Genomic DNA, 26,505 nt, shown 5'->3' with positions numbered 1-26,505 from the left:
CCAATTTATGAAATGAAATTGCTTTTATATCTAAATTGCTATATAATAATGATAAGGAGGAAATAAGTATGTTAAAAGAAGTATTAAGCGTCGCAAAAGTTGCGAAAAAATCATCACTCTTTTTGGGTGGTGTCGCATTTGGTACCCTTGGCTTGAAAATCTTAGCAAGTAAGGAAGCTAAAAAAGGTTATTCTAAAGCTTTGGCTAAGGCTTATAAGTTAAAAGACGAGCTAGATGCATCTGTTTCTGTTGTGAAGCAACATGGAGATGATGTCTTGCAAGATGCCAAATATTTGTACGAGCAAGAGAAAAAAGAAGAGCAATTAGATAGCCTTATAGGGGAATAATATGTCTTTTAAAGTGCTACATAGAGGATACCAACATATCCGACTATCATCTTCTTTTTCACTCACCTTGGATATTCAAGACTATCTTCGTTCCTTGGCGAGAGATGAAAAGGGGATTGAGTCTATCCAGTTTTACATGGATCAACAGCACTTTACTCTACGCATAAAAGAAGGCTTTTCTGTATTAGATAATGCAGAAGCCTTTTTAAAAAGAATTGATAAAGGGAAAGTTTCTGAGTTGATGACTCTTCCCATTCGTAGAGAAGAGAGTGCTTATTCTATTGTTTCAGGTGCAGCGATTAAGCGTGTACTTTTTCGTAGTCTTGTACCGTCTCCAATTCGCTATATATGGACTTGTTATCAGGCTTTGGGCTATATTAGAGAAGCCTATCAAACACTAGCGCGTAAGGAACTAACGATGGAGGTCTTGGACTGTTCGGCGATTTTATTGTCCTTGTTTATGAACCAATCCAAGACAGCTAGCAATATCATGTTTATGCTTGATTTGGGGAATCATTTAGATCAGTGGTCTTTGAAAAAAACTGCAACAGATTTAGAACAAAGCCTTCTTGCAAAAGAGAGCGATGTATTTCTAGTACAGGGCGATACGGTTGTTAGTATCAAGAGTTCCGATGTTCAAATAGGAGATGTCTTGATCTTATCTCAAGGAAATGAAATTCTGTTTGATGGACAAGTAGTTTCAGGTTTAGGTATGGTTAACGAAAGTTCCTTGACGGGAGAGAGTTTTCCAGTTGAAAAAAGAGAGTCTGATTTGGTTTGTGCAAATACAGTATTAGAAACTGGAGAGTTACGCATTCGTGTAACCGATAATCAGATGAACAGTCGGATTTTACAACTGATTGAGTTGATGAAGAAATCTGAAGAAAACAAGAAAACGAAACAACGCTATTTCATCAAGATGGCGGACAAGGTCGTCAAATATAATTTCTTGGGGGCTGGGCTGACTTACCTATTAACAGGTTCTTTTTCTAAGGCTATCTCTTTCCTATTGGTCGATTTCTCCTGTGCTTTGAAAATTTCTACTCCTGTAGCTTATTTGACAGCTATCAAGGAGGGGTTGAATCGTGAAATGGTGATTAAGGATGGAGATGTTCTGGAGAAATATCTGGAAATTGATACTTTCTTATTTGATAAGACGGGAACAATCACAACTAGTTATCCTATAGTTGAAAAGGTGTTACCTTTTGGGGACTATAGTGAGGAAGATATTCTCAGAATCAGTGCCTGTCTTGAGGAGCACATCTATCATCCTATCGCTAATGCCATCGTCAAGCAAGCTGAGATAGAGGGGATTGAACATGAGGAAATGCATGGGAAACTCCAATATATTGCAAGCAAGGGGATCAAATCTCATATAGATGGCCAACCAGTTCTTATTGGGAATTATGTCTTGATGCAGGATGAGCAGATTTATATCAGTTCAGAACAAAATGCTTTAATTGAAGAGTACAAGAGTCACTACAATCTCTTATTCTTGGCTTATCAGAATGAATTGATTGGAATGTTCTGCATTCATACTCCTTTGAGAAAAGAAGCAAAAGCAGCCTTGGAGAAACTTAAGGCACAAGGGAAAAAATTGATTCTGGCAACAGGAGATACCTTGGTTAGGACAGAGGAATTAGTCAAAGATTTGCCCTTTGATCAGGTCTATACAGACTTGAAACCTGATGGGAAATTTGAGTTAGTAGAGGAACTACAGAAAGCAGGTCACACTATTTTGATGGTTGGGGATGGGTTGAATGACTCAGCTGCTCTAACCCTATCAGATATCGGTGTAGTGATGAATGAGAGTGCAGATATTTCTAAGCAGATGAGTGATATCTTATTGTTAGATAATCGCTTGGATTTCTTCCGAGAGTTGGATTGGCTATCATCATCTTTACAAACACTCATCAAGAAGAATATTCAAGATACCGTTGTCGTAAATAGTAGTTTGATTGGCTTTGGCTTGTTTAATTGGCTCAGTCCTTCAAATCTCTCCATCTTACATAATCTAACAACCTTGCGCATAGTCCTGCGTAGTCTGTCTATTAAGGGATAGGTAGGGGACTATTCACAGCAAAAAGGAGTTACCTTTCTTGAGGGTAACTCCTTTGTTTATAGGTAAATGTTGAACAGTTTAGTAAGTCAATACAAAGTATTTTTTCTTACCGCGACGGATAACAGTCAGTTCATTCTCTAACTTATCAGTGTCACTTAAGACATAGTCAAGGTCTTGGATGCGGTCGCCGTTGACGTAGATAGCTCCGTTTTGGACGTCTTCACGGGCTTGGCGTTTTGAGTTAACTACACCAGCTGACACGAGCAGTTCCACAATATTGTGGTTTTCGTCTACTTGTACTTGGTAGTTTGGCACACCACGAAGTCCTTGTTTGAGCTCTTTAACAGAAAGGTTTTTGATGTTTCCTGCAAAGAGTTGCTCAGTGATATTGAGGGCTTCTTTGTAGGCTTCTTCTCCGTGAACAAGTGTAACGACTTCACGAGCCAAAACTTTTTGAGCCAAGCGTTCGTGTGGCGCTGCTTCAAATTGTTTACGGATGTCTTCAATCTCATCAAGTGACAAGAAAGTAAAGATTTTCAAGAAGCGAACAGCGTCTGCGTCCATAACGTTCATCCAAAATTGGTACATTTCGTATGGAGAAGTCTTTTCAGGATTAAGCCAGACGGCGTTTCCTTCTGATTTACCAAATTTCTTACCAGTTGCATCTGTGATCAGTGGAACAGTGATAACGTGTCCAGTTTTGTCAGCCTTACGACGAAGCAATTCAGTACCAGCTGTCATATTTCCCCACTGGTCAGAACCCCCGATTTGAAGCGTTACGTTGTGGTCTTGGTTAAGAACGAAGAAGTCGTAACCTTGCATGATTTGGTAAGCAAACTCAGTGTATGAAATTCCTGTTTCAATCCGTTTTTTCACAGACTCCTTGCTCATCATGTAGTTGACAGTAAAGTATTTTCCGATATCACGGAGGAAGTCAATGAAGCTGATGCTGCCAAACCAGTCGTAGTTGTTGACCATGACAGCCTTGTTTTCGCCATTTTCAAAATCAAGAAAACGAGAAAGTTGTCCTTGGATAGACTTGACCCAGCCATCTACTGTGTCTTTTGTTTGGAGACTACGTTCAGCATCTTTGAAGGACGGATCTCCGATGAGACCTGTAGCACCGCCAACGAGCGCATAAGGTTTGTGACCTGCTAGCTGCAAGCGACGACTTGTCAAGATTGCGACAAGGTGGCCTAGGTGAAGGCTGTCAGCGGTTGGATCGTAGCCAGTATAATAAGAAACTTGACCTTCTTCTAGGGCTTTACGCAAAGCTTCTTCATCAGTCGTTTGAAAAATCAAACCACGCTCTTTTAGCTCATCAAAAATGTGCATGTGTCTTTTCTCCTTTTTAAAATTATTGTTTCTAACTATTGTATCACAAACTTGGGTAATAGCCTAGTAGAATAGGGAAGAAAGTGGCTATTTTATTGAAAGTTTACCTTTTATGGTATAATAGATAGAGTGAGGAAATCCATGCAAAATCAATTAAATGAATTAAAACGAAAAATGCTGGAATTTTTCCAGCAAAAACAAAAAAATAAAAAAACAGATAGGCCGGACAAGAAAGGTTCAAGTGCTGAAAAATCTAAATCCCTAGATAGGCCAGCCATTTTTCCAGCTATTTTACTGAGTATAAAAGCCCTATTTAACTTACTCTTTGTGCTCGGTTTTCTAGGAGGAATGTTGGGAGCCGGGATTGCTTTGGGGTACGGAGTGGCCTTATTTGACAAGGTTCGGGTGCCTCAGACAGAAGAATTGGTACATCAGGTCAAGGACATTTCTTCTATTTCAGAGATTACCTATGCGGATGGGACGGTGATTGCTTCCATAGAGAGTGATTTGTTGCGCACTTCTATCTCATCTGAGCAAATTTCGGAAAATCTGAAGAAAGCTATCATTGCGACGGAAGACGAACACTTTAAAGAACATAAAGGTGTAGTGCCCAAGGCGGTGATTCGTGCGACCTTGGGGAAATTTGTAGGTTTGGGTTCCTCTAGTGGGGGTTCAACTTTGACCCAGCAACTGATTAAACAGCAGGTGGTTGGGGATGCGCCGACTTTGGCTCGTAAGGCGACAGAAATTGTGGATGCTCTTGCCTTGGAACGTGCCATGAATAAGGATGAGATTTTAACGACATATCTCAATGTGGCTCCGTTTGGCCGAAATAATAAGGGGCAGAATATTGCAGGAGCTCAGCAGGCAGCTGAGGGGATTTTCGGTGTAGATGCAAGTCAGTTGACTGTTCCTCAAGCAGCATTTTTAGCAGGACTTCCACAGAGTCCCATTACCTATTCTCCTTATGAAAATACTGGGGAGTTGAAGAGTGATGAAGACTTAGAAATAGGCTTGAGACGGGCTAAGGCAGTTCTTTACAGTATGTATCGTACAGGTGCCTTAAGCAAAGACGAGTATTCTCAATATAAGGATTACAATCTTAAACAGGACTTTCTCCCTTCAGCTACAGTCACAGGTGTGTCACGAGGCTATTTATACTTTACAGCCTTGGCAGAAGCTCAGGAACGTATATATGATTATCTAGCTCAGAGAGACAATGTCTCCGCTAAGGAGTTGAAAAATGAGGCAACTCAGAAGTTTTATCGCGATTTGGCAGCCAAGGAAATTGAAAATGGTGGTTATAAGATTACTACTACCATAGACCAAAAAATCCATTCTGCCATGCAAAATGCGGTTGCTGACTATGGCTATCTTTTAGACGATGGAACAGGTCGTGTAGAAGTAGGGAATGTCCTGATGGACAACCAAACAGGTGCTATTCTAGGCTTTGTAGGTGGTCGTAATTATCAAGAAAATCAAAATAATCATGCCTTTGATACCAAGCGTTCGCCAGCTTCTACTACCAAGCCTTTGCTTGCCTACGATATTGCTATTGATCAGGGCTTGATGGGAAGCGAAACGATTCTATCTAACTATCCAACAAACTTTGCTAATGGGAATCCGATTATGTATGCTAATAGCAAGGGAACAGGAATGATGACCTTGGGAGAAGCTCTGAACTATTCATGGAATATCCCTGCTTACTGGACCTATCGTATGCTCCGTGAAAAGGGTGTTGATGTCAAGGGTTATATGGAAAAGATGGGCTACGAGATTCCTGAGTACGGTATTGAGAGTCTGCCAATGGGTGGTGGTATTGAAGTCACAGTTGCCCAGCATACTAATGGCTATCAGACCCTAGCAAATAATGGTCTATATCATAAAAAACACGTGATTTCTAAAATTGAAGCAGCAGATGGTAGAGTGGTGTATGAGTATCAGGATAAACCGGTTCAAGTCTATTCAAAAGCTACTGCTACAATTATGCAGGGCTTGCTGCGAGAAGTTCTATCCTCTCGTGTGACAACAACCTTCAAGACGAATCTGACTTCTTTAAATCCTACTCTGGCTAATGCAGATTGGATTGGGAAGACTGGTACAACCAACCAAGACGAAAATATGTGGCTCATGCTTTCGACACCTAGATTAACCCTAGGTGGCTGGATTGGGCATGATGATAATCATTCACTGTCACGTAGAGCAGGTTATTCTAATAATTCTAATTACATGGCTCATCTGGTAAATGCGATTCAGCAAGCCTCCCCAAGCATTTGGGGGAACGAGCGCTTTGCTTTAGATCCTAGTGTAGTAAAATCTGAAGTCCTGAAATCAACAGGTCAAAAACCAGGGAAGGTTTCTGTTGAAGGGAAAGAGGTAGAGGTCACAGGTTCGACTGTTACCAGCTATTGGGCTAATAAGGCAGGAGCGCCAGCGACCAGTTATCGCTTTGCTATTGGTGGAAGTGATGCGGATTATCAGAATGCTTGGTCTAGCATTATGGGGAGTCTACCAACTCCATCAAGCTCCAGCAGTTCAAGTAGTAGTTCTAACAACAGTAGCAATTCAAGCGCTACTAGACCTTCTTCTTCAAGGACGAGACGATAAGTTCTTTAAACTTTTCTAAATGAAGTGGCCAATCAATGGATTGCCACTTTTTTCTTTTTTCCTTTCGTGTTACAATAAAGGTATGAATCAGTATCAGAAAAAGATTGTTAAAGGAACCATTTATTCGCTCCTATCTGGCTTAATATGGGGAATCTGTGGAATTTTAGGAGAATATTTCTTCACCCATTACCAGGTGTCTTCGGGCTGGATTACCTCTATGCGTTTGACATTAGCAGGGAGTCTTGTGCTCGTTTGGTCTGCAATGCAATTAAAGTCACAAGTGCTAGATATCTGGCGAGACAAGAAAAATTACTTGCCCTTTTTGGCCTACGCTATTTTGGGAATTTTCTCAGTTCAGTATTTTTTCTATCTCTGCGTAGAATACTCAAATGCAGCGACAGCGACTATTCTACAGTTTATAAGTCCTGTCTTTATCCTCTTTTACAATCGCTTGGTTTATCAAAAACGAGCGTCAAAAAGCGCTATTTTTTATGTTTTGGTTGCCATGTTGGGTGTTTGCTTGATGGCGACAAAGGGAGATCTCTCTCAGTTATCTATGACTCCATTAGCCCTTATAACAGGTCTGTTGAGTGCCATGGGTGTTATGTTTAATGTTATCTTGCCCCAGCCTTTTGCGAAGCGCTATGGTTTTGTCCCCACGGTTGGGTGGGGGATGATTTTGGCCGGTTTGTTTAGCAATGTCCTCTCGCCGGTTTATCAGCTTTCCTTTATTCCTGATATTTGGAGTATCTTGATTTGCCTTATTATCGCTTTCTTTGGTACGGCTTTTGCTTTTTTTATTTCCATGAAGGCTGTGTCCTTGGTTTCTCCTTTGGTGGTTTCAGTTATCAGTGCCAGTGAACCTCTGTCTTCCGCCTTGTTGAGTGTTTTATTTTTAGGCTTGGTAGTAGATTGGTCCCTCCTTCTAGCTATGGCCTTGATTATTTTACCCATGATTTTCCTATCGGTAGAAGAAGCGAAAGAAAGTAAATAAAAAGTCTTTTCTTAATTCTAAAAGTGTGCTATACTAGAATAGTCAATAAAACACGGGGAGATAGTTGTGAAGAGTGTTTTTAGGTTGTATCGGTAGGGGCTTGCTTTTACCGACAGCACGTTTTATCTCACATCCCTAAAAATCATACCTAAAAACAAACAAAAAGGCTTCAAATTTGAGGCCTTTTTTGGTAGAATAGGTATCATTAAAATGAACTAGGAGGCGCCTATGACTGCCACAAAAATGAATGCTCAAGAAATTATCCAATTTATCGCCAATGCCGAAAAGAAAACTAGTGTGAAAGTAACCTTTGAGGGAGAACTTGCAACTGCTGTACCTAGCTCTGTTGTGAAACTAGGAAATGTCCTATTTGGAGACTGGAAGGACGTTGCTCCGCTTCTAGAAGGTTTGGTAGAAAATAAAGACTATGTTGTTGAGCAAGATGCTCGTAATTCTGCAGTTCCCTTGCTAGACAAACGTGCTATCAATGCTCGTATCGAGCCAGGTGCTATTATCCGTGATCAGGTTGAAATTGGTGGCAATGCTGTTATCATGATGGGAGCAGTTATTAATATCGGTGCTGAAATTGGTGCAGGAACCATGATTGACATGGGTGCTATCCTTGGTGGCCGTGCTATCGTTGGGAAAAACAGTCACGTTGGTGCAGGTGCCGTTCTTGCAGGTGTGATTGAGCCAGCGAGCGCTGAACCAGTCCGTGTTGGAGACAATGTTCTCATCGGTGCCAACGCAGTGGTTATCGAAGGGGTCCAAATCGGTAGTGGTTCAGTTGTCGCAGCAGGAGCCATCGTTACCCAAGATGTCCCAGAAAACGTAGTAGTAGCAGGTGTTCCAGCTCGTATCATCAAAGAGATTGATGCCCAAACCCAACAAAAAACAGCGCTAGAAGATGCGCTTCGTACCTTGTAATTTGTAAAAGAAAAATAGAGGCGGAACCCTTTTCCAGCCTCTTTCTGCTATATAGGAGGATAGATAGATGTTAGATTTGATTCAGACTAGACGGGATTTGCACCAGATTCCAGAAATCGGCTTGGAGGAGTTCAAGACTCAGGCTTATCTGTTGGATGTGATTGAGAAATTGACTGCGGGCAAGGATTTTGTTCAAGTTCGTACTTGGCGGACAGGTATTTTGGTCTATTTGCAGGGAAGTCAGCCAGAGCGGACCATTGGTTGGAGAACAGATATTGATGGCCTGCCTATCGTCGAACAAACAGGACTTCTTTTTGCTTCTCAGCACCAAGGTCGCATGCACGCCTGTGGACATGATTTCCACATGACCATTGCCTTGGGCTGTCTTGAGCGCGCCCTTGAGGAGCAACCCAAGAATAATCTACTCTTCCTATTTCAGCCTGCTGAAGAAAATGAAGCTGGTGGTATGCTCATGTATGAGGATGGCGCTTTTGGAGACTGGTTGCCAGACCAGTTTTATGGCCTCCATGTTCGACCAGATTTGAAAGTCGGCCAGATTGCGACTAATACTCATACACTCTTTGCAGGGACTTGCGAGGTGAAGATCCGTTTCAAAGGCAAAGGTGGCCACGCAGCTTTTCCACATGAAGCTAATGACGCCTTGGTGGCTGCTAGTTACTTTGTGACCCAAGTACAGTCAGTTGTCAGCCGCAATGTCAATCCAATCGAGGGAGCGGTGGTGACCTTTGGCGTTTTCCAAGCTGGAACAACCAACAATGTCATCACAGACACAGCCTTTTTACATGGAACTATTCGGGCCTTGACTCAGAATATGAGCCTCTTGGTGCAAAAGAGGGTCAAAACAGTTGCAGAAGGAGTTGCAATCGCTTTTGGTATGGAAGTTGAAGTCGAACTCAAACAAGGGGGCTACTTGCCTGTTGAGAACAATCCAGTCTTGGCACGTGAACTAATGGACTTTTTTGAAGAGAAAGAGGGAATTGAGCTGATTGATATCGAGCCTGCTATGACAGGCGAGGACTTTGGTTATCTCCTTTCAAAAGTTGATGGTGTTATGTTCTGGCTTGGTATCGATAGTCCCTATGCCCTTCATCACCCTCAGATGAGTCCTAAGGAAGAAGCATTAGCCATTGGGTTAGATGCGGTTTCTAGTTTCCTGAAAAAGAAGGCAGCAGAGTAGAGGGCTTGTCTATGAAATTGAAATTACGCAAGCAGGTCTTGAATGAAATGAAGGCTTTACCTCAAGAGCAAAAACAGTTTATAGATCAAACTTTAACCGAGCGGCTTTTACACCATCCCTTCTACCAAGAAGCCAAGGTCATCGCAACCTATCTCTCTTTTCCTCATGAGTTTCAAACTCAGGAACTGATTGACCAGGCGCTGAGGGATGGTAAGAAAGTTTTGATACCCAAAACCTATCCCAAGGGGCTCATGAAGTTTGTAGTCTATGATCCGCAGCAGTTGGTAAAAACTTCCTTTGGCTTACTGGAGCCACAGGGAGATTTGGAAGTGGTGGATGCCTCTCAGATTGATTTGATTCATGTTCCTGGCTTGGCTTTTACGACGGAAGGATATCGGATTGGATACGGTGGAGGTTATTATGACCGCTATCTGGAATATTTTTCTGGTCATACTTTGAGTACGATATATCCTTGTCAAATTCAGGACTTTATTCCTGAAAATCATGATATTCCTGTTCAGGAGGTACTGATTGATGAAAGAAATCTTTGATAGGCGTTACCCTGTGACGAGTTTTTTCCTCTTAGTGACGGCCTTGGTATTTCTACTAATGTTGGTGACCACAGGTGGAAACTTTGACAGGGCGGATACCTTATTTCAATTTGGAGCCATGTATGGGCCAGCTATTCGCCTCTTTCCTGAGCAGGTTTGGCGTATCTTCTCTGCCATTTTTGTTCATATTGGGTGGGAGCATTTCATTGTCAATATGCTTTCGCTTTATTATCTTGGTAGACAAGTAGAGGAAATTTTTGGATCCAAGAAGTTTTTCTTTCTCTATCTCTTATCAGGAATGATGGGCAATCTCTTTGTTTTTGTATTTAGTCCTAAATCCTTAGCAGCAGGAGCCTCGACTTCTCTCTATGGATTATTTGCTGCAATTATTGTTCTTCGTTATGCAACTCGCAACCCCTATATTCAACAGCTAGGGCAATCCTATCTGACACTTTTTGTGGTTAACATTATTGGAAGTGTTCTGATTCCAGGAATCAGTCTAGCAGGTCATATCGGTGGTGCAGTTGGTGGAGCATTACTAGCAGTTATCTTTCCAGTTCGAGGAGAAAGACGGATGTATAGCGCTAGTCAGAGACTGGTAGCGTTAGTGTTATTCGTAGTACTTGCAGTCTTGCTTCTTGATAAGGGAATGGAGTTGTGAAGGTTTATAAGAATACTTATGTATAGTAGGTTGAATTTAGAATAGCACGCTGTGGCTACTGAAATATTTCTAGAAATTAATTTGACTTTCCTAATCGATTTGTTTACATCTTATTTCAATCTACTATAATAAAAAAGATAAGGCAATTTTTGAACCTTATCTTTTTATGTTATTCCTTCTCAGCCAATTCTTTTCCGAGTTGGATGATGTAATCTTTCAAGTCATCTTTGACTTGTGGGTGCTTGAGGGCGTAGTCAATAGATGTTTTCATAAAGCCAAACTTATCGCCAACGTCGTAGCGAGCTCCTGTAAATTTACGAGCGAAAACACGTTGTGTTTTATTGAGAGTATCGATTGCATCCGTAAGCTGAATTTCATTTCCAGCACCGGGAGCTTGCTTTTCGAGGATATCAAAAATCTCAGGTGTGAGAAGATAGCGACCGATAATTGCTAAATCACTTGGAGCATCTTCGGGAGCTGGTTTTTCAACGAAAGTTTCAACGCTGTATAGACCATTGATTCCTTCACCTTGAGGAGCGATAACTCCATATGATGAAACTTCTTCATGAGGAACAGGCATAACAGCAATGGTTGATGCGTGTGTCTTTTCGTAATCATTCATCAGTTGTTTTGTTAATGGGATAGTCTTGTCGTTAGTAATGTCCATAAGGTCATCGCCCAGCATAACAACGAAGGGTTCATTCCCCACAAAAGCTTTGGCTTGTAGGACAGCGTCTCCAAGACCGCGAGGGTGAGTTTGGCGGATGAAATGAAGGCGCATACCAGTTGCTTCATCTACCAATTTTAACAAATCCGTTTTGCCTTTTTCTTTGAGATTGTACTCAAGTTCAAAGTTTGAGTCAAAGTGGTCTTCAATAGAACGTTTTGATTTACCAGTGACAACCAGAATATCTTCAATACCTGATTTGAGAGCCTCTTCCACGATAAACTGGATAGTTGGTTTGTCTACAATTGGCAACATTTCTTTAGCAAGTGCTTTGGTTGCTGGTAAAAATCGAGTCCCGAGTCCAGCGGCAGGGATGACTGCCTTTCTAACTTTTGATGTCATAAGAATCCTTTCTTTAGAGAGTTAAGACCACTCATTTTCTGCTTTAAATTCATTGTTCATGATGTCATAAATAGCATCTTTGATATTGGTTCCGTGGTAGATAACTTGGTAAATGGCTTGTGTAATGGGCATATAGACTCCAAGTTCTTGCGCTAGTTCATAGGCTGCTCGAGTCGTTGAGATTCCTTCGATTACCATGCCCATATTGGCTTCGATATCAGCTAGAGATTCTCCACGACCAAGAGCATCTCCGGCTCTCCAGTTACGAGAGTGGATGGAGGTTCCCGTTACAATCAAATCTCCCACACCAGATAAGCCACTATAGGTCAGTGGACTGGCACCGAGTGCTACCCCTAGGCGGGTAATTTCTGCCAAGCCTCGAGCGATGATGGCTGCTTTGGCATTGTCACCAAATCCCAAACCATGTAGAGCTCCAGCACCGACAGCGATAATATTTTTAAGAGCACCAGCAGTTTCGACTCCAATAACATCCGTATTGGTATAAAGTCGGAAGTAGTGATTACTAAAGAGTTCTTGAACGTATTGAGCTGTTTGTAAATCTTTAGAAGCAGCAGTGATTAAAGTCAGGTCACGTACAATGGTCTCTTCTGCATGACTAGGGCCTGAAACAACGACAATATCACTGCGGAGATGTTCAGGAATTTCTTCTTCAAGGATGGTTGATAATCGTTTATGACTATCAGGCTCTAATCCCTTTGAAGCGTGCATGATGATAGCCTTATGATCCAAGGTTTTTGCAACTTGTTGGGCAACAAGTCGTGTCACTTTTGTTGGGACAACAAACAAAATCGCATCTACATCTTTCAATGTTTCTGCTAAGTCGGTGTAGGCAATGATATTTTCGTCTAGAACGACATCTTTAAAGTAGTGTTTATTAGTATGATAGGTATTAATTTCATTGATTTGCTCGGGAAGATTTCCCCAAATACGTACCTCGTGTCCATTGTCATTCAAGACTTGTGAAAGGGCAGTTCCCCAAGAACCAGGCCCCAAGACGGCGATGGTTTGTTTTTCCATGATTTCCTCCTTGATAGAGTTCTCTTTTTATTTTATCACATTCTAGGGGATTTTGCACTTGCATTGCTGGGGAGTGGTTGCTTTGTTACTTGAAAAATATACAAAAACCGATCCTAAGTATTAAACTCTTAGTCTCGGTTTTGATATTCCTTAAAGAATAGCTAGGTTTATTTCAATTGATCTGTAATGTCTTTTGATAGTAACATTCCCAGATGATAAGTTTTATTGATGTAAGCAATGACATCATTGATATTTTCAGTCGTGTGAATTTTCTCTTTGATGTCAGTCCTGAATGTTTCATCCTTCAAAAGTTGTTCTTGGTAGAGTCTTTGAAGCCGTTCTTTCTCGTACTTATTAAGCAGAAAAAGGAACACCAAGCTAATCACAACGAGGATATAAGCATATTGGCTCATAGGATATCTCCCTGTATGATAAAAAATAGTAGTGAGTAGATTGAATTAGTGAAGCGCTTAGCCAAATCCCTGATAAGGTTTGACATTCATTACTTAGATTGTCTTGCATTCAAGTGACTTGAGGATTACGACGTCATGGCTTCTAAATCGATTATATTTAGGAGCCATGACTAGTGAAGCAGTTAGCTAGTCCGCATACAAGCGGATAGCGTCTAACAATTGGGAACTTTAGTTCCAATTGTTAGTACTGAATCACATCTTCTCAGGCGCTTCTACTCCAAGCAAGCGAAGGGCCTCTTTGAGAACGACTGCGGTTGCGTAGCTAAGAGCTAGACGGCTGTCGCGTTCTGGGCTTTCATCCAAGATGCGCGTATGTGCATAGTATTTGTTAAAGGCTTGAGCCAGGCTAACTGCAAATTTAGCAATGATAGAAGGTTCAAAGTTATCCGCCGCACGGTTGATAATACGTGGGAAGTCTTGGATGAGTTTGATGATTTCCCAACTTTCGGCATCATTCAAGCTATAGTTGCCAGCTGTTTCTGGTTTGAAATCGGCTTTGCGTAAGATAGATTGGATACGAGCGTAGGCATATTGTACATAAGGTCCAGTTTCCCCCTCGAAGGATACCATAGCTTCTAGGTCGAAGTCGTATCCATTTGTACGGTCGGTTTTGAGGTCATAGAACTTAATGGCTCCAACCCCAACAGCATGCGCTACCTGGTCTTTGTTTTCTAGTTCAGGATTTTTAGCCTCGATTTGGGCCTTGGCACGGCTAACAGCCTCTGCAACAGTAGGCTCTAGCAAGATGACATTCCCTTTACGCGTAGAGAGTTTTTTCCATTCTTTTGTAACCAAACCAAAAGGAACATGAGTAATGTCTTCACTCCAGTCGTAGCCCATTTCTTTCAAGACAGCTTTGAGCTGTTTAAAGTGGGCAGATTGCTCTTGACCAACGACATAGATAGATTTAGCAAATTGGTATTCGTTTTTACGGTAAAGAGCTGCAGCCAAGTCACGTGTGATGTAGAGAGTTGCACCATCAGATTTTTTGATAAGGGCTGGATGTTCAATTCCATATTTCTCAAGATTCACAACTTGGGCACCTTCTGATTCAACAAGAAGGCCTTTTTCAGAAAGAATGTCTACAACTGCATCCATCTTATCGTTGTAGAAGGATTCTCCGTTGTAGCTGTCAAATTCGACTTGCAATTCATTGTAAAGGCGGTTAAATTCCACCAAACTTTCATCACGGAACCATTGCCAAAGTGCGAGAGCTTCCTCGTCTCCATTTTCAAGTTTACGGAACCATTCGCGTGCTTCTTCATCCAAACTTGGGTCATTTTCAGCCTCAGCGTTGATGCGGACGTAGAGTTTAAGGAGTTCATCGATTGGATGAGCCTTTACAGCTTCTTCGTCGCCCCATTTTTTGTAGGCAACAATCAACATTCCAAACTGTTTACCCCAGTCTCCCAAATGGTTGACCTTGACTGTTTGATAACCGATTTTTTGGAAAATATGTGACAAGCTATCTCCGATAACAGTTGAGCGTAGGTGACCAATAGAAAATGGTTTAGCGATATTGGGACTAGACATATCGATAACAACATTTTCTTGTTTGCCAATAGTTTGGTCAGCATAGTGTTCTTTTTCAGTGATAACAGCTTGCAATACTTGAGCAGAAATGGCAGATTTATCAAGGAAAAAGTTGACGTAAGGTCCTGTTGCGACAACCTTTTCAAAGGCTTGGCTGTTAATTTTTTCAGCCAGTTCAGCCGCAATCATTTGAGGTGCTTTACGTTCGACTTTTGCAAGTGAAAAAGCAGGGAAAGCGATGTCTCCCATTTCTGAGTTTTTAGGGGTTTCCAGTAAATTTAAAATAGCCTCTTGGTCCAGGCTATCAATGATGCTAGCCAACTCGCTAGCAATCAATTCTTTTGTATTCATTAAGAGCTCCTTTTTGGACTTTTCTACTATTTTATCACAATTTTAAAGAAAGAAGAAAAAATTTTTGAAATCTCCTATTTTTTTGGGATAATATAGTTATAAAATTAGTTATAAATATTCATATAAGAGGATTTTATGAGAAAAAGAGATCGTCATCAGTTAATAAAAAAAATGATTACTGAGGAGAAATTAAGTACACAAAAAGAAATTCAAGATCGGTTGGAGGCGCACAATGTTTTTGTGACGCAGACAACCCTGTCTCGTGATTTGCGTGAAATCGGCTTGACCAAGGTCAAGAAAAATGATATGGTGTATTATGTACTAGCAAATGAGACAGAAAAGATTGATTTGGTGGAATTTTTGTCTCATCATTTAGAAGGTGTTGCAAGAGCAGAGTTTACCTTGGTGCTTCATACTAAATTGGGAGAAGCCTCTGTTTTGGCAAATATTGTAGATGCAAACAAGGATGAATGGATTTTAGGAACAGTTGCTGGTGCCAATACCTTATTGGTCATTTGTCGAGACCAGCACGTTGCCAAACTCATGGAAGATCGTTTGCTAGATTTGATGAAAGATAAGTAAGGTCTTGGGAGTTACTCTCAAGACTTATTTTTGACAAGGAGAGACGGAAAATGGTGACAGAAAAGTTATCACCCGGCATGCAACAGTATGTGGATATTAAAAAGCAATATCCAGATGCTTTTTTGCTCTTTCGTATGGGTGATTTTTATGAATTATTTTATGAGGATGCGGTCAATGCTGCGCAGATTCTGGAAATTTCCTTAACGAGTCGCAACAAGAATGCGGACAATCCGATTCCTATGGCGGGTGTCCCCTATCATTCTGCCCAGCAGTATATTGATGTCTTGATTGAGCAGGGCTATAAGGTGGCTATCGCAGAGCAGATGGAAGATCCTAAACAAGCAGTTGGGGTTGTTAAACGAGAGGTTGTTCAGGTCATTACGCCAGGGACAGTGGTCGATAGCAGTAAGCTGGATAGTCAGAATAATTTTTTGGTTGCCATAGACCGTGATGGGAATCAATTTGGTCTAGCTTATATGGACCTGGTGACGGGTGACTTTTATGTGACAGGTCTTTTGGATTTCACGCTGGTTTGTGGGGAAATCCGCAATCTCAAGGCTCGAGAAGTGGTGCTGGGCTATGACTTGTCTGAGGAAGAGGAACAAATCCTTAGTCGTCAGATGAATCTGGTACTTTCCTATGAAAAAGAAGGTTTTGAAGACCTTCATTTACTGGATTCACGATTAGCAGCTGTGGAACAAGCGGCATCTAGTAAGTTGCTCCAGTATGTCCATCGAACCCAGATGAGGGAATTGAACCACCTCAAACCTGTTATCCGCTATGAAATCAAGGATTTCTTGCAGATGGATTATGCGACCAAGGCTAGTCTGGATTTGGTCGAGAATGCTCGGTCAGGCAAGAAGCAAGGCAGTCTTTTCTGGCTTTTGGATGAAACCAAAACAGCTATGGGTATGCGGCTCTTGCGGTCTTGGATTCATCGTCCCCTGATTGATAAGGAACGAATCGTCCAACGCCAAGAAGTGGTGCAGGTCTTTCTCGACCATTTCTTTGAGCGTAGTGATTTGACAGACAGTCTCAAGGGTGTTTATGACATTGAGCGCTTGGCTAGTCGTGTTTCTTTTGGCAAAACCAACCCAAAGGATCTCTTGCAGTTGGCGACTACCTTGTCTAGTGTGCCACGGATTCGTGCGATTTTAGAAGGGATGGAGCAACCTGCTCTAACTTATCTTATCGAACAATTGGATGCAATCCCTGAGTTGGAGAGTTTGATTAGCGCAGCGATTGCTCCTGAAGCTCCTCATATGATTACAGATGGGGGTATTATCCGGACGGGATTTGATGAGACTTTAGACAAGTACCGTCGCGTTCTCAGAGAAGGGACTAGCTGGATTGCTGAGATTGAGACTAAGGAGCGAGAAAACTCTGGTATCAGCACGCTTAAGATTGACTACAATAAAAAGGATGGCTACTATTTTCATGTGACCAATTCGCAACTGGGAAATGTGCCTGCTCACTTTTTCCGCAAGGCGACGCTGAAAAATTCAGAACGTTTTGGAACCGAAGAATTAGCGCGTATCGAGGGTGATATGCTGGAGGCGCGTGAGAAGTCAGCTAACCTAGAGTACGAAATTTTTATGCGTATTCGTGAAGAGGTCAGCAAGTACATCCAACGTTTACAAGCTCTAGCCCAAGGAATTGCGACAGTTGATGTCTTGCAAAGTCTGGCAGTTGTTGCTGAAACCCAGCATTTGATTCGACCTGAGTTTGGAGATGGTTCGCAGATTGATATCCAGAAAGGACGTCATGCTGTCGTTGAAAAGGTTATGGGGGCTCAGACCTATATTCCAAATACGATTCAGATGGCAGAATATACCAGTATTCAACTGATTACAGGGCCCAACATGAGCGGAAAGTCAACCTACATGCGTCAGTTAGCCATGACGGCGGTTATGGCCCAGTTGGGTTCTTATGTGCCAGCGGAAAGCGCTCATTTACCGATTTTTGATGCGATTTTTACCCGTATCGGAGCAGCAGATGACTTGGTTTCAGGTCAATCAACCTTCATGGTGGAGATGATGGAGGCCAATAATGCCATTTCGCATGCAACCAAAAATTCCTTGATTCTTTTCGATGAGTTAGGACGGGGAACTGCGACTTATGATGGGATGGCTCTTGCTCAGTCCATCATCGAATACATCCATGAACACATCGGAGCCAAAACCCTCTTTGCGACCCACTACCATGAGTTGACTAGTCTGGAGTCTAGTTTACAACATTTGGTCAATGTCCACGTGGCAACCTTGGAGCAGGATGGGCAGGTCACCTTCCTTCACAAGATCGAACCAGGACCAGCTGATAAATCCTACGGTATCCATGTTGCCAAGATTGCTGGCTTGCCAGCAGACCTTTTAGCAAGGGCGGATAAGATTTTGACTCAGTTAGAGAATCAGGGCCCAGAAAGCCCAGGTCCTATGAAACAAACAAGTGCCGTCACTGAACAGATTTCACTCTTTGACGCGCCAGCAGACCATCCTATCCTAGCAGAATTAGCTAAACTGGATGTTTACAATATGACACCTATGCAGGCTATGAATGTCTTAGTAGAGTTAAAACAGAAATTATAAAGCCAAGATTGACTTGTCATTCTAGCTATATCAAGGAGACTTCTTTGACAATCCCCCACTTTTTTGCTAGAATAACATCACACAAACAGAATGAGAAGGAGCTGACACATTGTCGCTCCCTTTTGTCTATTTTTTAAGGAGAAAGTATGCTAATTCAGAAAATAAAAACCTACAAGTGGCAGGCCTTAGCTTCGCTTCTGATGACAGGCTTGATGGTTGCTAGTTCACTTCTGCAACCGCGTTATCTGCAGGAAGTGTTAGACGCCCTACTTGCTGGGAAATATGAAGCCATTTATAGTATAGGGGTTTGGTTAATTGGTGTGGCCTTGGTTGGTCTGGTTGCTGGTGGGCTCAATGTTATCCTTGCAGCCTATATTGCCCAAGGAGTTTCATCTGACCTTCGGGAGGATGCCTTCCGTAAAATCCAAACCTTTTCTTATGCCAATATTGAACAATTTAATGCGGGAAATCTAGTCGTTCGAATGACAAATGATATCAACCAGATTCAGAACGTGGTCATGATGACCTTCCAAATTCTTTTCAGACTTCCCCTCTTGTTCATCGGTTCGTTTATCCTTGCGGTTCAAACTCTTCCTTCGCTGTGGTGGGTGATTGTTCTCATGGTGGTCTTGATTTTTGGTTTGACTGCTGTCATGATGGGAATGATGGGGCCTCGTTTTGCCAAGTTTCAAACCCTTCTTGAACGCATCAATGCCATTGCCAAGGAAAATTTGCGTGGCGTTCGTGTGGTCAAGTCCTTTGTCCAAGAAAAAGAGCAGTTTGATAAGTTTACGGAGGTTTCAGACGAGTTACTCGGTCAAAACCTTTACATTGGTTATGCCTTTTCAGTAGTGGAACCTTTCATGATGTTGGTCGGTTATGGGGCGGTATTCCTCTCTATTTGGCTAGTTGCTGGGATGGTTCAGTCGGATCCGTCAGTTGTTGGCTCCATTGCTTCCTTTGTCAATTACCTGAGCCAGATTATCTTTACCATTGTTATGGTTGGATTTTTGGGAAATTCTGTCAGTCGTGCTATGATTTCTATGCGTCGTATTCGAGAAATTCTTGACGCAGAGCCAGCCATGACCTTCAAGGATGTGCCAGATGAAGAGTTGGTTGGAAGTCTTAGCTTTGAAAATGTAACCTTTACCTATCCAATGGACAAGGAACCGATGCTAAAAGATGTGACCTTTACTATTGAACCTGGTCAAATGGTTGGTGTAGTTGGAGCGACTGGTGCAGGAAAATCAACCTTGGCTCAATTGATTCCACGTCTCTTTGATCCGCAAGAAGGCTCTATTAAAATCGGAGGAAAGGATATTCGAGAAGTGAGTGAAGGGACCCTACGTAAAGCTGTCTCTATCGTTCTCCAACGTGCCATTCTCTTTAGTGGAACGATTGCAGATAACTTGAGACAGGGTAAGGGAGATGCTACTCTATTTGAAATGGAGCGCGCAGCCAATATTGCCCAGGCTAGTGAATTCATTCATCGTATGGAGAAAACCTTTGAAAGTCCAGTTGAGGAACGAGGAACCAATTTCTCTGGTGGGCAAAAGCAAAGGATGTCGATTGCTCGTGGAATTGTCAGCAATCCGCGTATTCTGATTTTTGACGATTCGACCTCAGCATTGGATGCCAAGTCAGAGCGCCTGGTGCAAGAAGCCTTGAATAAGGATCTGAAGGGGACGACAACCATTATCATCGCGCAAAAGATTAGCTCGGTTGTCCATGCAGATAAAATCTTGGTTTTAGATCAAGGACGATTGATTGGTCAAGGTACGCATGCAGACTTGGTTGCCAACAATGCTGTTTACCGTGAAATCTATGAAACACAGAAAGGAAAGGAGGAGTAACATGAAGACAGTTCAATTTTTTTGGAATTATTTTAAAGTTTATAAGTTATCATTTGTAGTTGTTATTCTGATGATTGTTCTAGCGACTCTTGCCCAAGCTCTCTTTCCGGTATATTCTGGACAAGCAGTGACGCAGTTAGCTAATTTAGTTCAAGCTTATCAAGATGGTAATCCAGAACTTGTTTGGCAAAGTCTATCAGGAATCATGGTCAATCTTGGTCTGCTGGTTTTGGTTCTATCTATCTCTAGTGTCATATACATGTGTCTCATGACGCGCGTGATTGCAGAATCTACCAATGAGATGCGTAAAGGCCTCTTTGGTAAGCTTGCGCGATTGACGGTTTCATTCTTTGACCGCCGACAAGATGGCGATATCTTGTCTCGTTTTACCAGTGATTTGGATAATATCCTCCAAGCCTTTAACGAGAGCTTGATTCAGGTCATGAGCAATATTGCTTTATACATTGGTTTGATTCTTGTCATGTTTTCGAGAAATGTGACGCTGGCCCTCATCACCATTGCCAGCACACCAGTTGCCTTCCTCATGCTGATTTTTATCGTAAAAATGGCACGCAAATACACCAACCTCCAGCAGAAAGAGGTAGGGAAGCTCAACGCCTATATGGATGAGAGTATCTCAGGCCAAAAAGCCGTGATTGTGCAAGGAATTCAAGAGGATATGATGGCAGGATTTCTTGAACAAAATGAGCGCGTACGCAAGGCAACCTTTAAAGGAAGAATGTTCTCAGGAATTCTGTTCCCTGTCATGAATGGGATGAGTCTGGTTAATACAGCTGTCGTCATCTTTGCTGGTTCATCTGTACTTTTGAATGATAAGACTATTGAAACAAGCACAGCCTTAGGTTTGATTGTTATGTTTGCCCAATTTTCACAGCAGTACTACCAGCCTATTATCCAAGTTGCAGCTAGTTGGGGAAGCCTTCAGTTAGCCTTTACGGGGGCTGAACGGATTCAGGAAATGTTTGACGCAGAGGAAGAAATCCGACCTGAAAAGGCTCCAATCTTCACTAAGTTGCAAGAAGGTGTTGAAATCAGTCACATTGATTTCTCATATTTGCCTGATAAACCTATTTTGAAAGATGTCAGCATTTCCGCTCCGAAAGGACAGATGACCGCGGTTGTTGGGCCGACGGGTTCAGGAAAAACCACTATTATGAACCTCATCAATCGCTTTTATGATGTTGATGCTGGTGGCATTTATTTTGATGGGAAAGATATTCGTGACTATGATTTAGATAGTCTCAGAAGTAAGGTGGGGATTGTCTTGCAAGATTCCGTTCTTTTTAGCGGAACCATTCGAGACAATATCCGTTTTGGTGTGCCAGATGCTAGTCAAGAAATGGTTGAGGCAGCAGCCAAGGCAACCCATATCCACGACTATATCGAAAGCTTGCCTGATAAGTACGATACTCTTATAGATGATGACCAGAGCATCTTCTCGACAGGGCAGAAGCAATTGATTTCTATCGCTCGAACTCTGATGACAGATCCAGAAGTTCTCATTCTAGATGAAGCAACTTCAAACGTAGATACGGTGACAGAAAGTAAGATTCAGCATGCCATGGAGGCAGTTGTAGCAGGTAGAACTAGTTTTGTCATTGCCCATCGCTTGAAAACCATTCTCAATGCAGACCAGATTATTGTCCTTAAAGATGGAGAAGTCATTGAACGCGGTAGCCATCATGAACTCTTGAAACTAGGTGGATTCTACTCAGAACTCTATCACAATCAATTTGTCTTTGAATAAGAAAGAAGTTGTCCTATGGGGCAGCTTTTTCTTGTCCATAAAAAATATTTATCACATCCTTAAAAAAAACATATTAGACGAAAGTCATTTTGAGTGCTATGATAGGACTATCGTTAACATTCGAAAGGAGAGGCATCATGGCTAGAACGGTTGTAGGAGTTGCTGCAAATCTATGTCCTGTAGACGCAGAAGGTAAAAACATTCACTCATCTGTATCTTGTAGATTCGCAGAGAGCATTCGTCAAGTTGGTGGTCTCCCTTTAGTCATTCCTGTTGGTGATGAGTCAGTTGTACGCGATTATGTGGAAATGATTGACAAACTCATTTTGACAGGAGGCCAAAATGTTCATCCTCAGTTTTATGGAGAGAAAAAGACCATCGAGAGCGATGATTACAATCTAGTACGTGATGAGTTTGAACTGGCACTCTTGAAAGAAGCGCTCCGTCAGAATAAACCAATTATGGCAATCTGTCGCGGTGTTCAACTTGTCAATGTTGCCTTTGGTGGAACCCTAAATCAAGAAATAGAAGGTCACTGGCAAGGATTACCTTTCGGAACATCTCACTCTATTGAGACAGTAGAAGGAAGCGTGGTGGCCAAGCTATTTGGAAAAGAAAATCAGGTCAATTCTGTCCATCGTCAAAGCATTAAAGATTTGGCACCTAATTTTCGTGTAACTGCTATTGATCCAAGAGACCAGACCATTGAAGCGATTGAGTCTATCGATGAGCACCGTATTATCGGTTTGCAGTGGCATCCAGAGTTTCTGGTTAATGAAGAAGATGGCAATTTAGAATTATTTGAGTATTTATTGAATGAACTGTAACGACTGGAACATCTAGTCGTTCTTTCTTTTATTTTTTCAAAATTTTTGGAATATGGGATTTTTACGCAAACGTTTGAATTCTGATAAAAATTGGAGAAATTCGACAAAAAAACTTGAAAAAAACGAAGGTAAGCGTTATGATAGAAAAGAAGAAATATTGGAGGAATAACATGTCACATATTAAATTTGATTATTCAAAAGTCTTAGACAAATTTGTTGCACCACATGAAGTGGAATACATGCAATCACAAGTAACAGCAGCCGATGAATTGATCCGTAAAGGAACTGGTGCTGGTAGCGACTTCTTGGGATGGTTGGACCTTCCTGAAAACTACGACCGCGAAGAATTTGACCGCATCTTGAAAGCTGCTGAGCAAATCAAATCAGACAGCGATGTTTTGGTTGTGATCGGTATCGGTGGATCTTACCTTGGTGCTAAAGCAGCGATTGACTTCTTGAATCACCACTTTGCAAACTTGCAAACAAAAGAAGAACGCAAGGCTCCACAAATCCTTTACGCAGGAAACTCAATCTCATCTACTTACCTTGCTGACTTAGTAGAGTACGTTGCGGATAAAGACTTCTCAGTAAACGTGATTTCTAAATCAGGTACAACAACTGAACCAGCTATCGCTTTCCGTGTTTTCAAAGAACTCTTGGTTAAGAAATACGGTCAAGAAGAAGCTAACAAACGTATCTATGCAACAACTGACCGCCAAAAAGGTGCGGTTAAGGTTGAAGCAGATGCTAACGGTTGGGAAACATTTGTTGTTCCAGATGACATCGGTGGACGCTTCTCAGTATTGACAGCCGTTGGTTTGCTTCCAATTGCAGCATCAGGAGCTGACATCAAAGCCCTTATGGAAGGTGCGAATGCAGCTCGCAAAGACTACACTTCAGACAAAATCTCTGAAAACGAAGCTTACCAATACGCAGCAGTTCGTAACATCCTTTACCGTAAAGGTTATGCAACTGAGATCTTGGTAAACTACGAGCCATCACTTCAATACTTCTCAGAGTGGTGGAAACAATTGGCTGGTGAATCAGAAGGAAAAGACCAAAAAGGTATCTACCCAACTTCAGCCAACTTCTCAACTGACTTGCACTCACTTGGTCAATTTATCCAAGAAGGAACTCGTATCATGTTTGAAACAGTTGTTCGTGTTGACAAACCTCGTAAAAACGTGATTATTCCTAGCTTGGAAGAAGACCTTGATGGACTTGGTTATCTTCAAGGAAAAGACGTTGACTTTGTAAATAAAAAAGCAACTGATGGTGTTCTTCTTGCCCACACAGATGGTGATGTACCAAACATGTATGTGACTCTTCCAGAGCAAGATGCTTTCACTCTTGGTTACACTATCTATTTCTTCGAATTGGCAATCGCCCTTTCAGGTTACTTGAATGCTATCAACCCATTTGACCAACCAGGTGTTGAAGCTTACAAACGTAACATGTTTGCCCTTCTTGGAAAACCAGGATTTGAAGAATTGAGCAAAGAACTTAACGCACGTCTATAATAGAAGAAAAGAGTGGTTTGCCCACTCTTTTTACTATCTTTATTCATAGAAATTGGACTCAGCCAAGACTTGTGATATAATATAGAGAGCAAAAAGGCAGACGCCTAGAGACTTTATAGGAGAAACTATGTCAAAAGATATCCGCGTACGTTACGCACCAAGTCCAACAGGACTACTACACATCGGAAATGCCCGTACAGCATTGTTCAATTACCTTTATGCCCGTCATCACGGTGGAACATTTATCATTCGTATCGAAGATACTGACCGTAAACGTCATGTCGAAGATGGGGAACGCTCACAGCTTGAAAACCTTCGTTGGTTAGGCATGGATTGGGATGAAAGTCCAGAAACAAATGAGAATTATCGCCAGTCTGAGCGTTTGGACTTGTATCAAAAATACATCGACCAACTGTTAGCTGAAGGAAAAGCTTACAAATCTTATGTTACAGAAGAAGAGTTGGCAGCTGAACGCGAACGCCAAGAAGCAGCTGGTGAAACACCACGTTACATCAATGAATACCTTGGCATGAGTGAAGAGGAAAAAGCGGCTTACATCTCAGAACGTGAAGCAGCAGGGATCATCCCAACGGTCCGTTTGGCTGTCAATGAGACAGGTATCTACAAATGGAATGATATGGTCAAAGGTGATATCGAATTTGAAGGTGGCAATATCGGTGGTGACTGGGTTATCCAAAAGAAAGACGGTTATCCAACATACAACTTTGCCGTTGTCATCGATGACCATGATATGCAGATTTCTCACGTAATCCGTGGAGACGACCACATTGCTAATACACCAAAACAGCTCATGGTTTATGAAGCGCTTGGCTGGGAAGCTCCAGAGTTCGGTCACATGACCTTGATCATCAACTCTGAAACTGGGAAAAAATTGTCTAAACGTGACACAAACACCCTTCAGTTTATCGAAGACTACCGTAAAAAAGGTTACTTACCAGAAGCAGTCTTTAACTTTATTGCTCTTCTTGGTTGGAACCCAGGTGGCGAAGATGAAATCTTCTCTCGAGAAGAACTCATTAAACTTTTCGATGAAAACCGCCTGAGCAAGTCTCCGGCAGCCTTTGACCAGAAGAAACTCGACTGGATGAGCAATGATTATATCAAGAATGCAGACCTAGAAACTATCTTTGAAATGGCAAAACCATTCTTAGAGGAAGCAGGCCGATTAACTGATAAGGCTGAAAAATTGGTAGAACTCTATAAACCACAAATGAAATCAGTAGATGAGATTATCCCATTGACAGATCTCTTCTTCTCAGATTTCCCAGAATTGACAGAAGCAGAGCGCGAAGTCATGGCGGGGGAAACAGTCCCAACAGTTCTTGAAGCCTTCAAAGTAAAACTTGAAGCGATGAAAGATGATGAATTTGTGACAGAGAATATCTTCCCACAAATTAAAGCAGTCCAAAAAGAAACAGGTATTAAAGGGAAAAATCTTTTTATGCCTATTCGTATCGCTGTTTCAGGTGAAATGCATGGACCAGAATTGCCAGATACTATCTTCTTGTTAGGCCGTGAAAAATCAATCCAACATATCGAAAATATGTTAAAGGAAATCTCTAAGTAAGAAGGGTACAATAATGGACATTTGGGAAAAGATGTACGAAGAAGCACAGAAGCTATACGATCCACATGAAGTATCTGATTTTGTTTACGCTAACCATGTTGTGGCCTCCGTAGAAGCAGAAGATGGACAAATATTTACAGGATTCTGTATGGAGGGAACCTGTGGTGTTTTCCATCTCTGCGCAGAGCGGGCAGCACTCTTCAATATGTACCAATTCTCGGGACAAACTAAGGTTAAAAAAGTATTAGCCTTTCGAGACAAACCACCTTATGGTGGAAGTTCGGGTATGCCTTGTGGCGCTTGCAGAGAGTTCCTCTTAGAGTTGAACGCTGAAAATAAAGATGCAGAATTCATGATGGACTATGATACAAGAAAGACAGTAAAAGTCGCAGAATTAATCCCTTATTGGTGGGGGGAAGAACGTGCTTCTAAGTTTAATGAGAAATAGAAGAGTCAGTACAATTCTGGCTCTTTTTACTATAATTTGAAAAACGAATTGAAAAAATTGTAAAAAGTTTAAAAAAGTAGTTGACAAAAAACAAAAAGGCTGTATAATAGTAAGAGTTGAAAATAACAACTCTGGTCCGTTGGTCAAGGGGTTAAGACACCGCCTTTTCACGGCGGTAACACGGGTTC

Annotated in this window: 21 protein-coding genes; 16 read left to right on the top strand and 5 right to left on the bottom strand. The window is 41.8% G+C overall.

The window, feature by feature from the left end; translation table 11 throughout:
• The first annotated feature begins 68 nt into the window (after positions 1 to 68).
• Complete coding sequence (locus tag FJR77_RS06830) at positions 69 to 347, top strand: DUF6110 family protein (protein WP_000910903.1); 279 nt, start codon at positions 69 to 71, stop codon at positions 345 to 347.
• Position 348: 1 nt separating this feature from the next.
• Positions 349 to 2,409 carry a heavy metal translocating P-type ATPase gene (locus tag FJR77_RS06825; protein ID WP_061759667.1) on the top strand — a complete coding sequence of 687 codons (2,061 nt, stop codon included), beginning with the start codon at positions 349 to 351 and terminating at the stop codon, positions 2,407 to 2,409.
• A 78-nt stretch (positions 2,410 to 2,487) separates the two neighbouring features.
• Here FJR77_RS06825 and tyrS read toward each other — a convergent pair whose 3' ends face one another.
• Positions 2,488 to 3,744, bottom strand: a complete 1,257-nt coding sequence (gene tyrS / locus FJR77_RS06820) for a tyrosine--tRNA ligase (protein WP_140834056.1) — start codon at positions 3,742 to 3,744, stop codon at positions 2,488 to 2,490.
• Positions 3,745 to 3,885: 141 nt separating this feature from the next.
• On the opposite strand from tyrS, the gene pbp1b reads away from it, so the two are divergent.
• The 6 genes from pbp1b (at position 3,886) to FJR77_RS06790 (ending at position 10,682) form a co-directional block, all read left to right on the top strand.
• Positions 3,886 to 6,351: a penicillin-binding protein PBP1B gene (gene pbp1b, locus FJR77_RS06815; RefSeq protein ID WP_140860086.1), complete on the top strand. Its 2,466-nt coding sequence runs from the start codon at positions 3,886 to 3,888 to the stop codon at positions 6,349 to 6,351.
• Positions 6,352 to 6,433: 82 nt separating this feature from the next.
• On the top strand, positions 6,434 to 7,345 hold the full coding sequence (locus FJR77_RS06810) for a DMT family transporter (protein ID WP_140834058.1): 912 nt from the start codon (positions 6,434 to 6,436) through the stop codon (positions 7,343 to 7,345).
• A 228-nt stretch (positions 7,346 to 7,573) separates the two neighbouring features.
• Positions 7,574 to 8,272, top strand: coding sequence for a 2,3,4,5-tetrahydropyridine-2,6-dicarboxylate N-acetyltransferase (gene dapD, locus FJR77_RS06805; protein ID WP_140834060.1), 699 nt, complete (start codon positions 7,574 to 7,576; stop codon positions 8,270 to 8,272).
• Between the two features lie 67 nt (positions 8,273 to 8,339).
• Positions 8,340 to 9,470 carry an N-acetyldiaminopimelate deacetylase gene (locus FJR77_RS06800; RefSeq protein WP_140834061.1) on the top strand — a complete coding sequence of 377 codons (1,131 nt, stop codon included), beginning with the start codon at positions 8,340 to 8,342 and terminating at the stop codon, positions 9,468 to 9,470.
• A gap of 11 nt (positions 9,471 to 9,481) precedes the next feature.
• Positions 9,482 to 10,021: a 5-formyltetrahydrofolate cyclo-ligase gene (locus FJR77_RS06795; RefSeq protein WP_140834062.1), complete on the top strand. Its 540-nt coding sequence runs from the start codon at positions 9,482 to 9,484 to the stop codon at positions 10,019 to 10,021.
• The gene (locus FJR77_RS06790) at positions 10,005 to 10,682 is read left to right on the top strand and encodes a rhomboid family intramembrane serine protease (protein WP_140834063.1); all 678 of its coding nucleotides are present in this window, start codon (positions 10,005 to 10,007) and stop codon (positions 10,680 to 10,682) included. The genes FJR77_RS06795 and FJR77_RS06790 overlap by 17 nt, the downstream gene beginning before the upstream one ends.
• Before the next feature lie 169 nt (positions 10,683 to 10,851).
• Here the strand turns inward: FJR77_RS06790 and galU are convergent, their stop codons facing one another.
• From galU to argS, 4 genes are all read right to left on the bottom strand, one after another.
• Positions 10,852 to 11,751 (bottom strand): UTP--glucose-1-phosphate uridylyltransferase GalU, encoded by a 900-nt coding sequence (galU, locus tag FJR77_RS06785; protein ID WP_125451563.1) that lies wholly within the window; start codon positions 11,749 to 11,751, stop codon positions 10,852 to 10,854.
• Between the two features lie 21 nt (positions 11,752 to 11,772).
• A complete protein-coding gene (locus tag FJR77_RS06780) occupies positions 11,773 to 12,789 on the bottom strand; it encodes an NAD(P)H-dependent glycerol-3-phosphate dehydrogenase (protein WP_140834064.1) in 1,017 nt (338 codons plus the stop codon).
• 167 nt (positions 12,790 to 12,956) lie between these two features.
• Positions 12,957 to 13,202, bottom strand: coding sequence for a hypothetical protein (locus tag FJR77_RS06775; protein WP_049532292.1), 246 nt, complete (start codon positions 13,200 to 13,202; stop codon positions 12,957 to 12,959).
• A 252-nt stretch (positions 13,203 to 13,454) separates the two neighbouring features.
• Positions 13,455 to 15,146: an arginine--tRNA ligase gene (argS, locus tag FJR77_RS06770; RefSeq protein ID WP_140834066.1), complete on the bottom strand. Its 1,692-nt coding sequence runs from the start codon at positions 15,144 to 15,146 to the stop codon at positions 13,455 to 13,457.
• A 135-nt stretch (positions 15,147 to 15,281) separates the two neighbouring features.
• Between argS and argR the strand changes: the two genes are divergently transcribed.
• From argR to FJR77_RS06725, 8 genes are all read left to right on the top strand, one after another.
• A complete protein-coding gene (gene argR / locus FJR77_RS06765) occupies positions 15,282 to 15,728 on the top strand; it encodes an arginine repressor (RefSeq protein ID WP_001231476.1) in 447 nt (148 codons plus the stop codon).
• Between the two features lie 50 nt (positions 15,729 to 15,778).
• Positions 15,779 to 18,313 carry a DNA mismatch repair protein MutS gene (gene mutS / locus FJR77_RS06760; protein WP_140834067.1) on the top strand — a complete coding sequence of 845 codons (2,535 nt, stop codon included), beginning with the start codon at positions 15,779 to 15,781 and terminating at the stop codon, positions 18,311 to 18,313.
• 146 nt (positions 18,314 to 18,459) lie between these two features.
• Positions 18,460 to 20,166: a multidrug efflux ABC transporter subunit PatA gene (patA, locus tag FJR77_RS06755; RefSeq protein ID WP_140834068.1), complete on the top strand. Its 1,707-nt coding sequence runs from the start codon at positions 18,460 to 18,462 to the stop codon at positions 20,164 to 20,166.
• 1 nt (position 20,167) lies between these two features.
• On the top strand, positions 20,168 to 21,934 hold the full coding sequence (patB, locus tag FJR77_RS06750) for a multidrug efflux ABC transporter subunit PatB (protein ID WP_140834069.1): 1,767 nt from the start codon (positions 20,168 to 20,170) through the stop codon (positions 21,932 to 21,934).
• 137 nt (positions 21,935 to 22,071) lie between these two features.
• Positions 22,072 to 22,761 carry a gamma-glutamyl-gamma-aminobutyrate hydrolase family protein gene (locus FJR77_RS06745; protein WP_140834071.1) on the top strand — a complete coding sequence of 230 codons (690 nt, stop codon included), beginning with the start codon at positions 22,072 to 22,074 and terminating at the stop codon, positions 22,759 to 22,761.
• A gap of 170 nt (positions 22,762 to 22,931) precedes the next feature.
• Complete coding sequence (locus tag FJR77_RS06735) at positions 22,932 to 24,281, top strand: glucose-6-phosphate isomerase (RefSeq protein WP_000018268.1); 1,350 nt, start codon at positions 22,932 to 22,934, stop codon at positions 24,279 to 24,281.
• A 127-nt stretch (positions 24,282 to 24,408) separates the two neighbouring features.
• Entirely contained in the window at positions 24,409 to 25,869 is a 1,461-nt protein-coding gene (gltX, locus tag FJR77_RS06730) for a glutamate--tRNA ligase (protein WP_140834073.1), read from the top strand.
• Between the two features lie 13 nt (positions 25,870 to 25,882).
• On the top strand, positions 25,883 to 26,317 hold the full coding sequence (locus FJR77_RS06725) for a cytidine deaminase family protein (protein ID WP_140834075.1): 435 nt from the start codon (positions 25,883 to 25,885) through the stop codon (positions 26,315 to 26,317).
• Positions 26,318 to 26,505: the final 188 nt, after the last annotated feature.

The sequence above is a fragment of the Streptococcus shenyangsis genome, assembly GCF_006385785.1.
GTDB lineage: Bacteria > Bacillota > Bacilli > Lactobacillales > Streptococcaceae > Streptococcus > Streptococcus shenyangsis.
The sequence above is the reverse complement of the archived record's forward strand: the minus strand, read 5'-3'. Positions and strand labels throughout refer to the sequence as shown.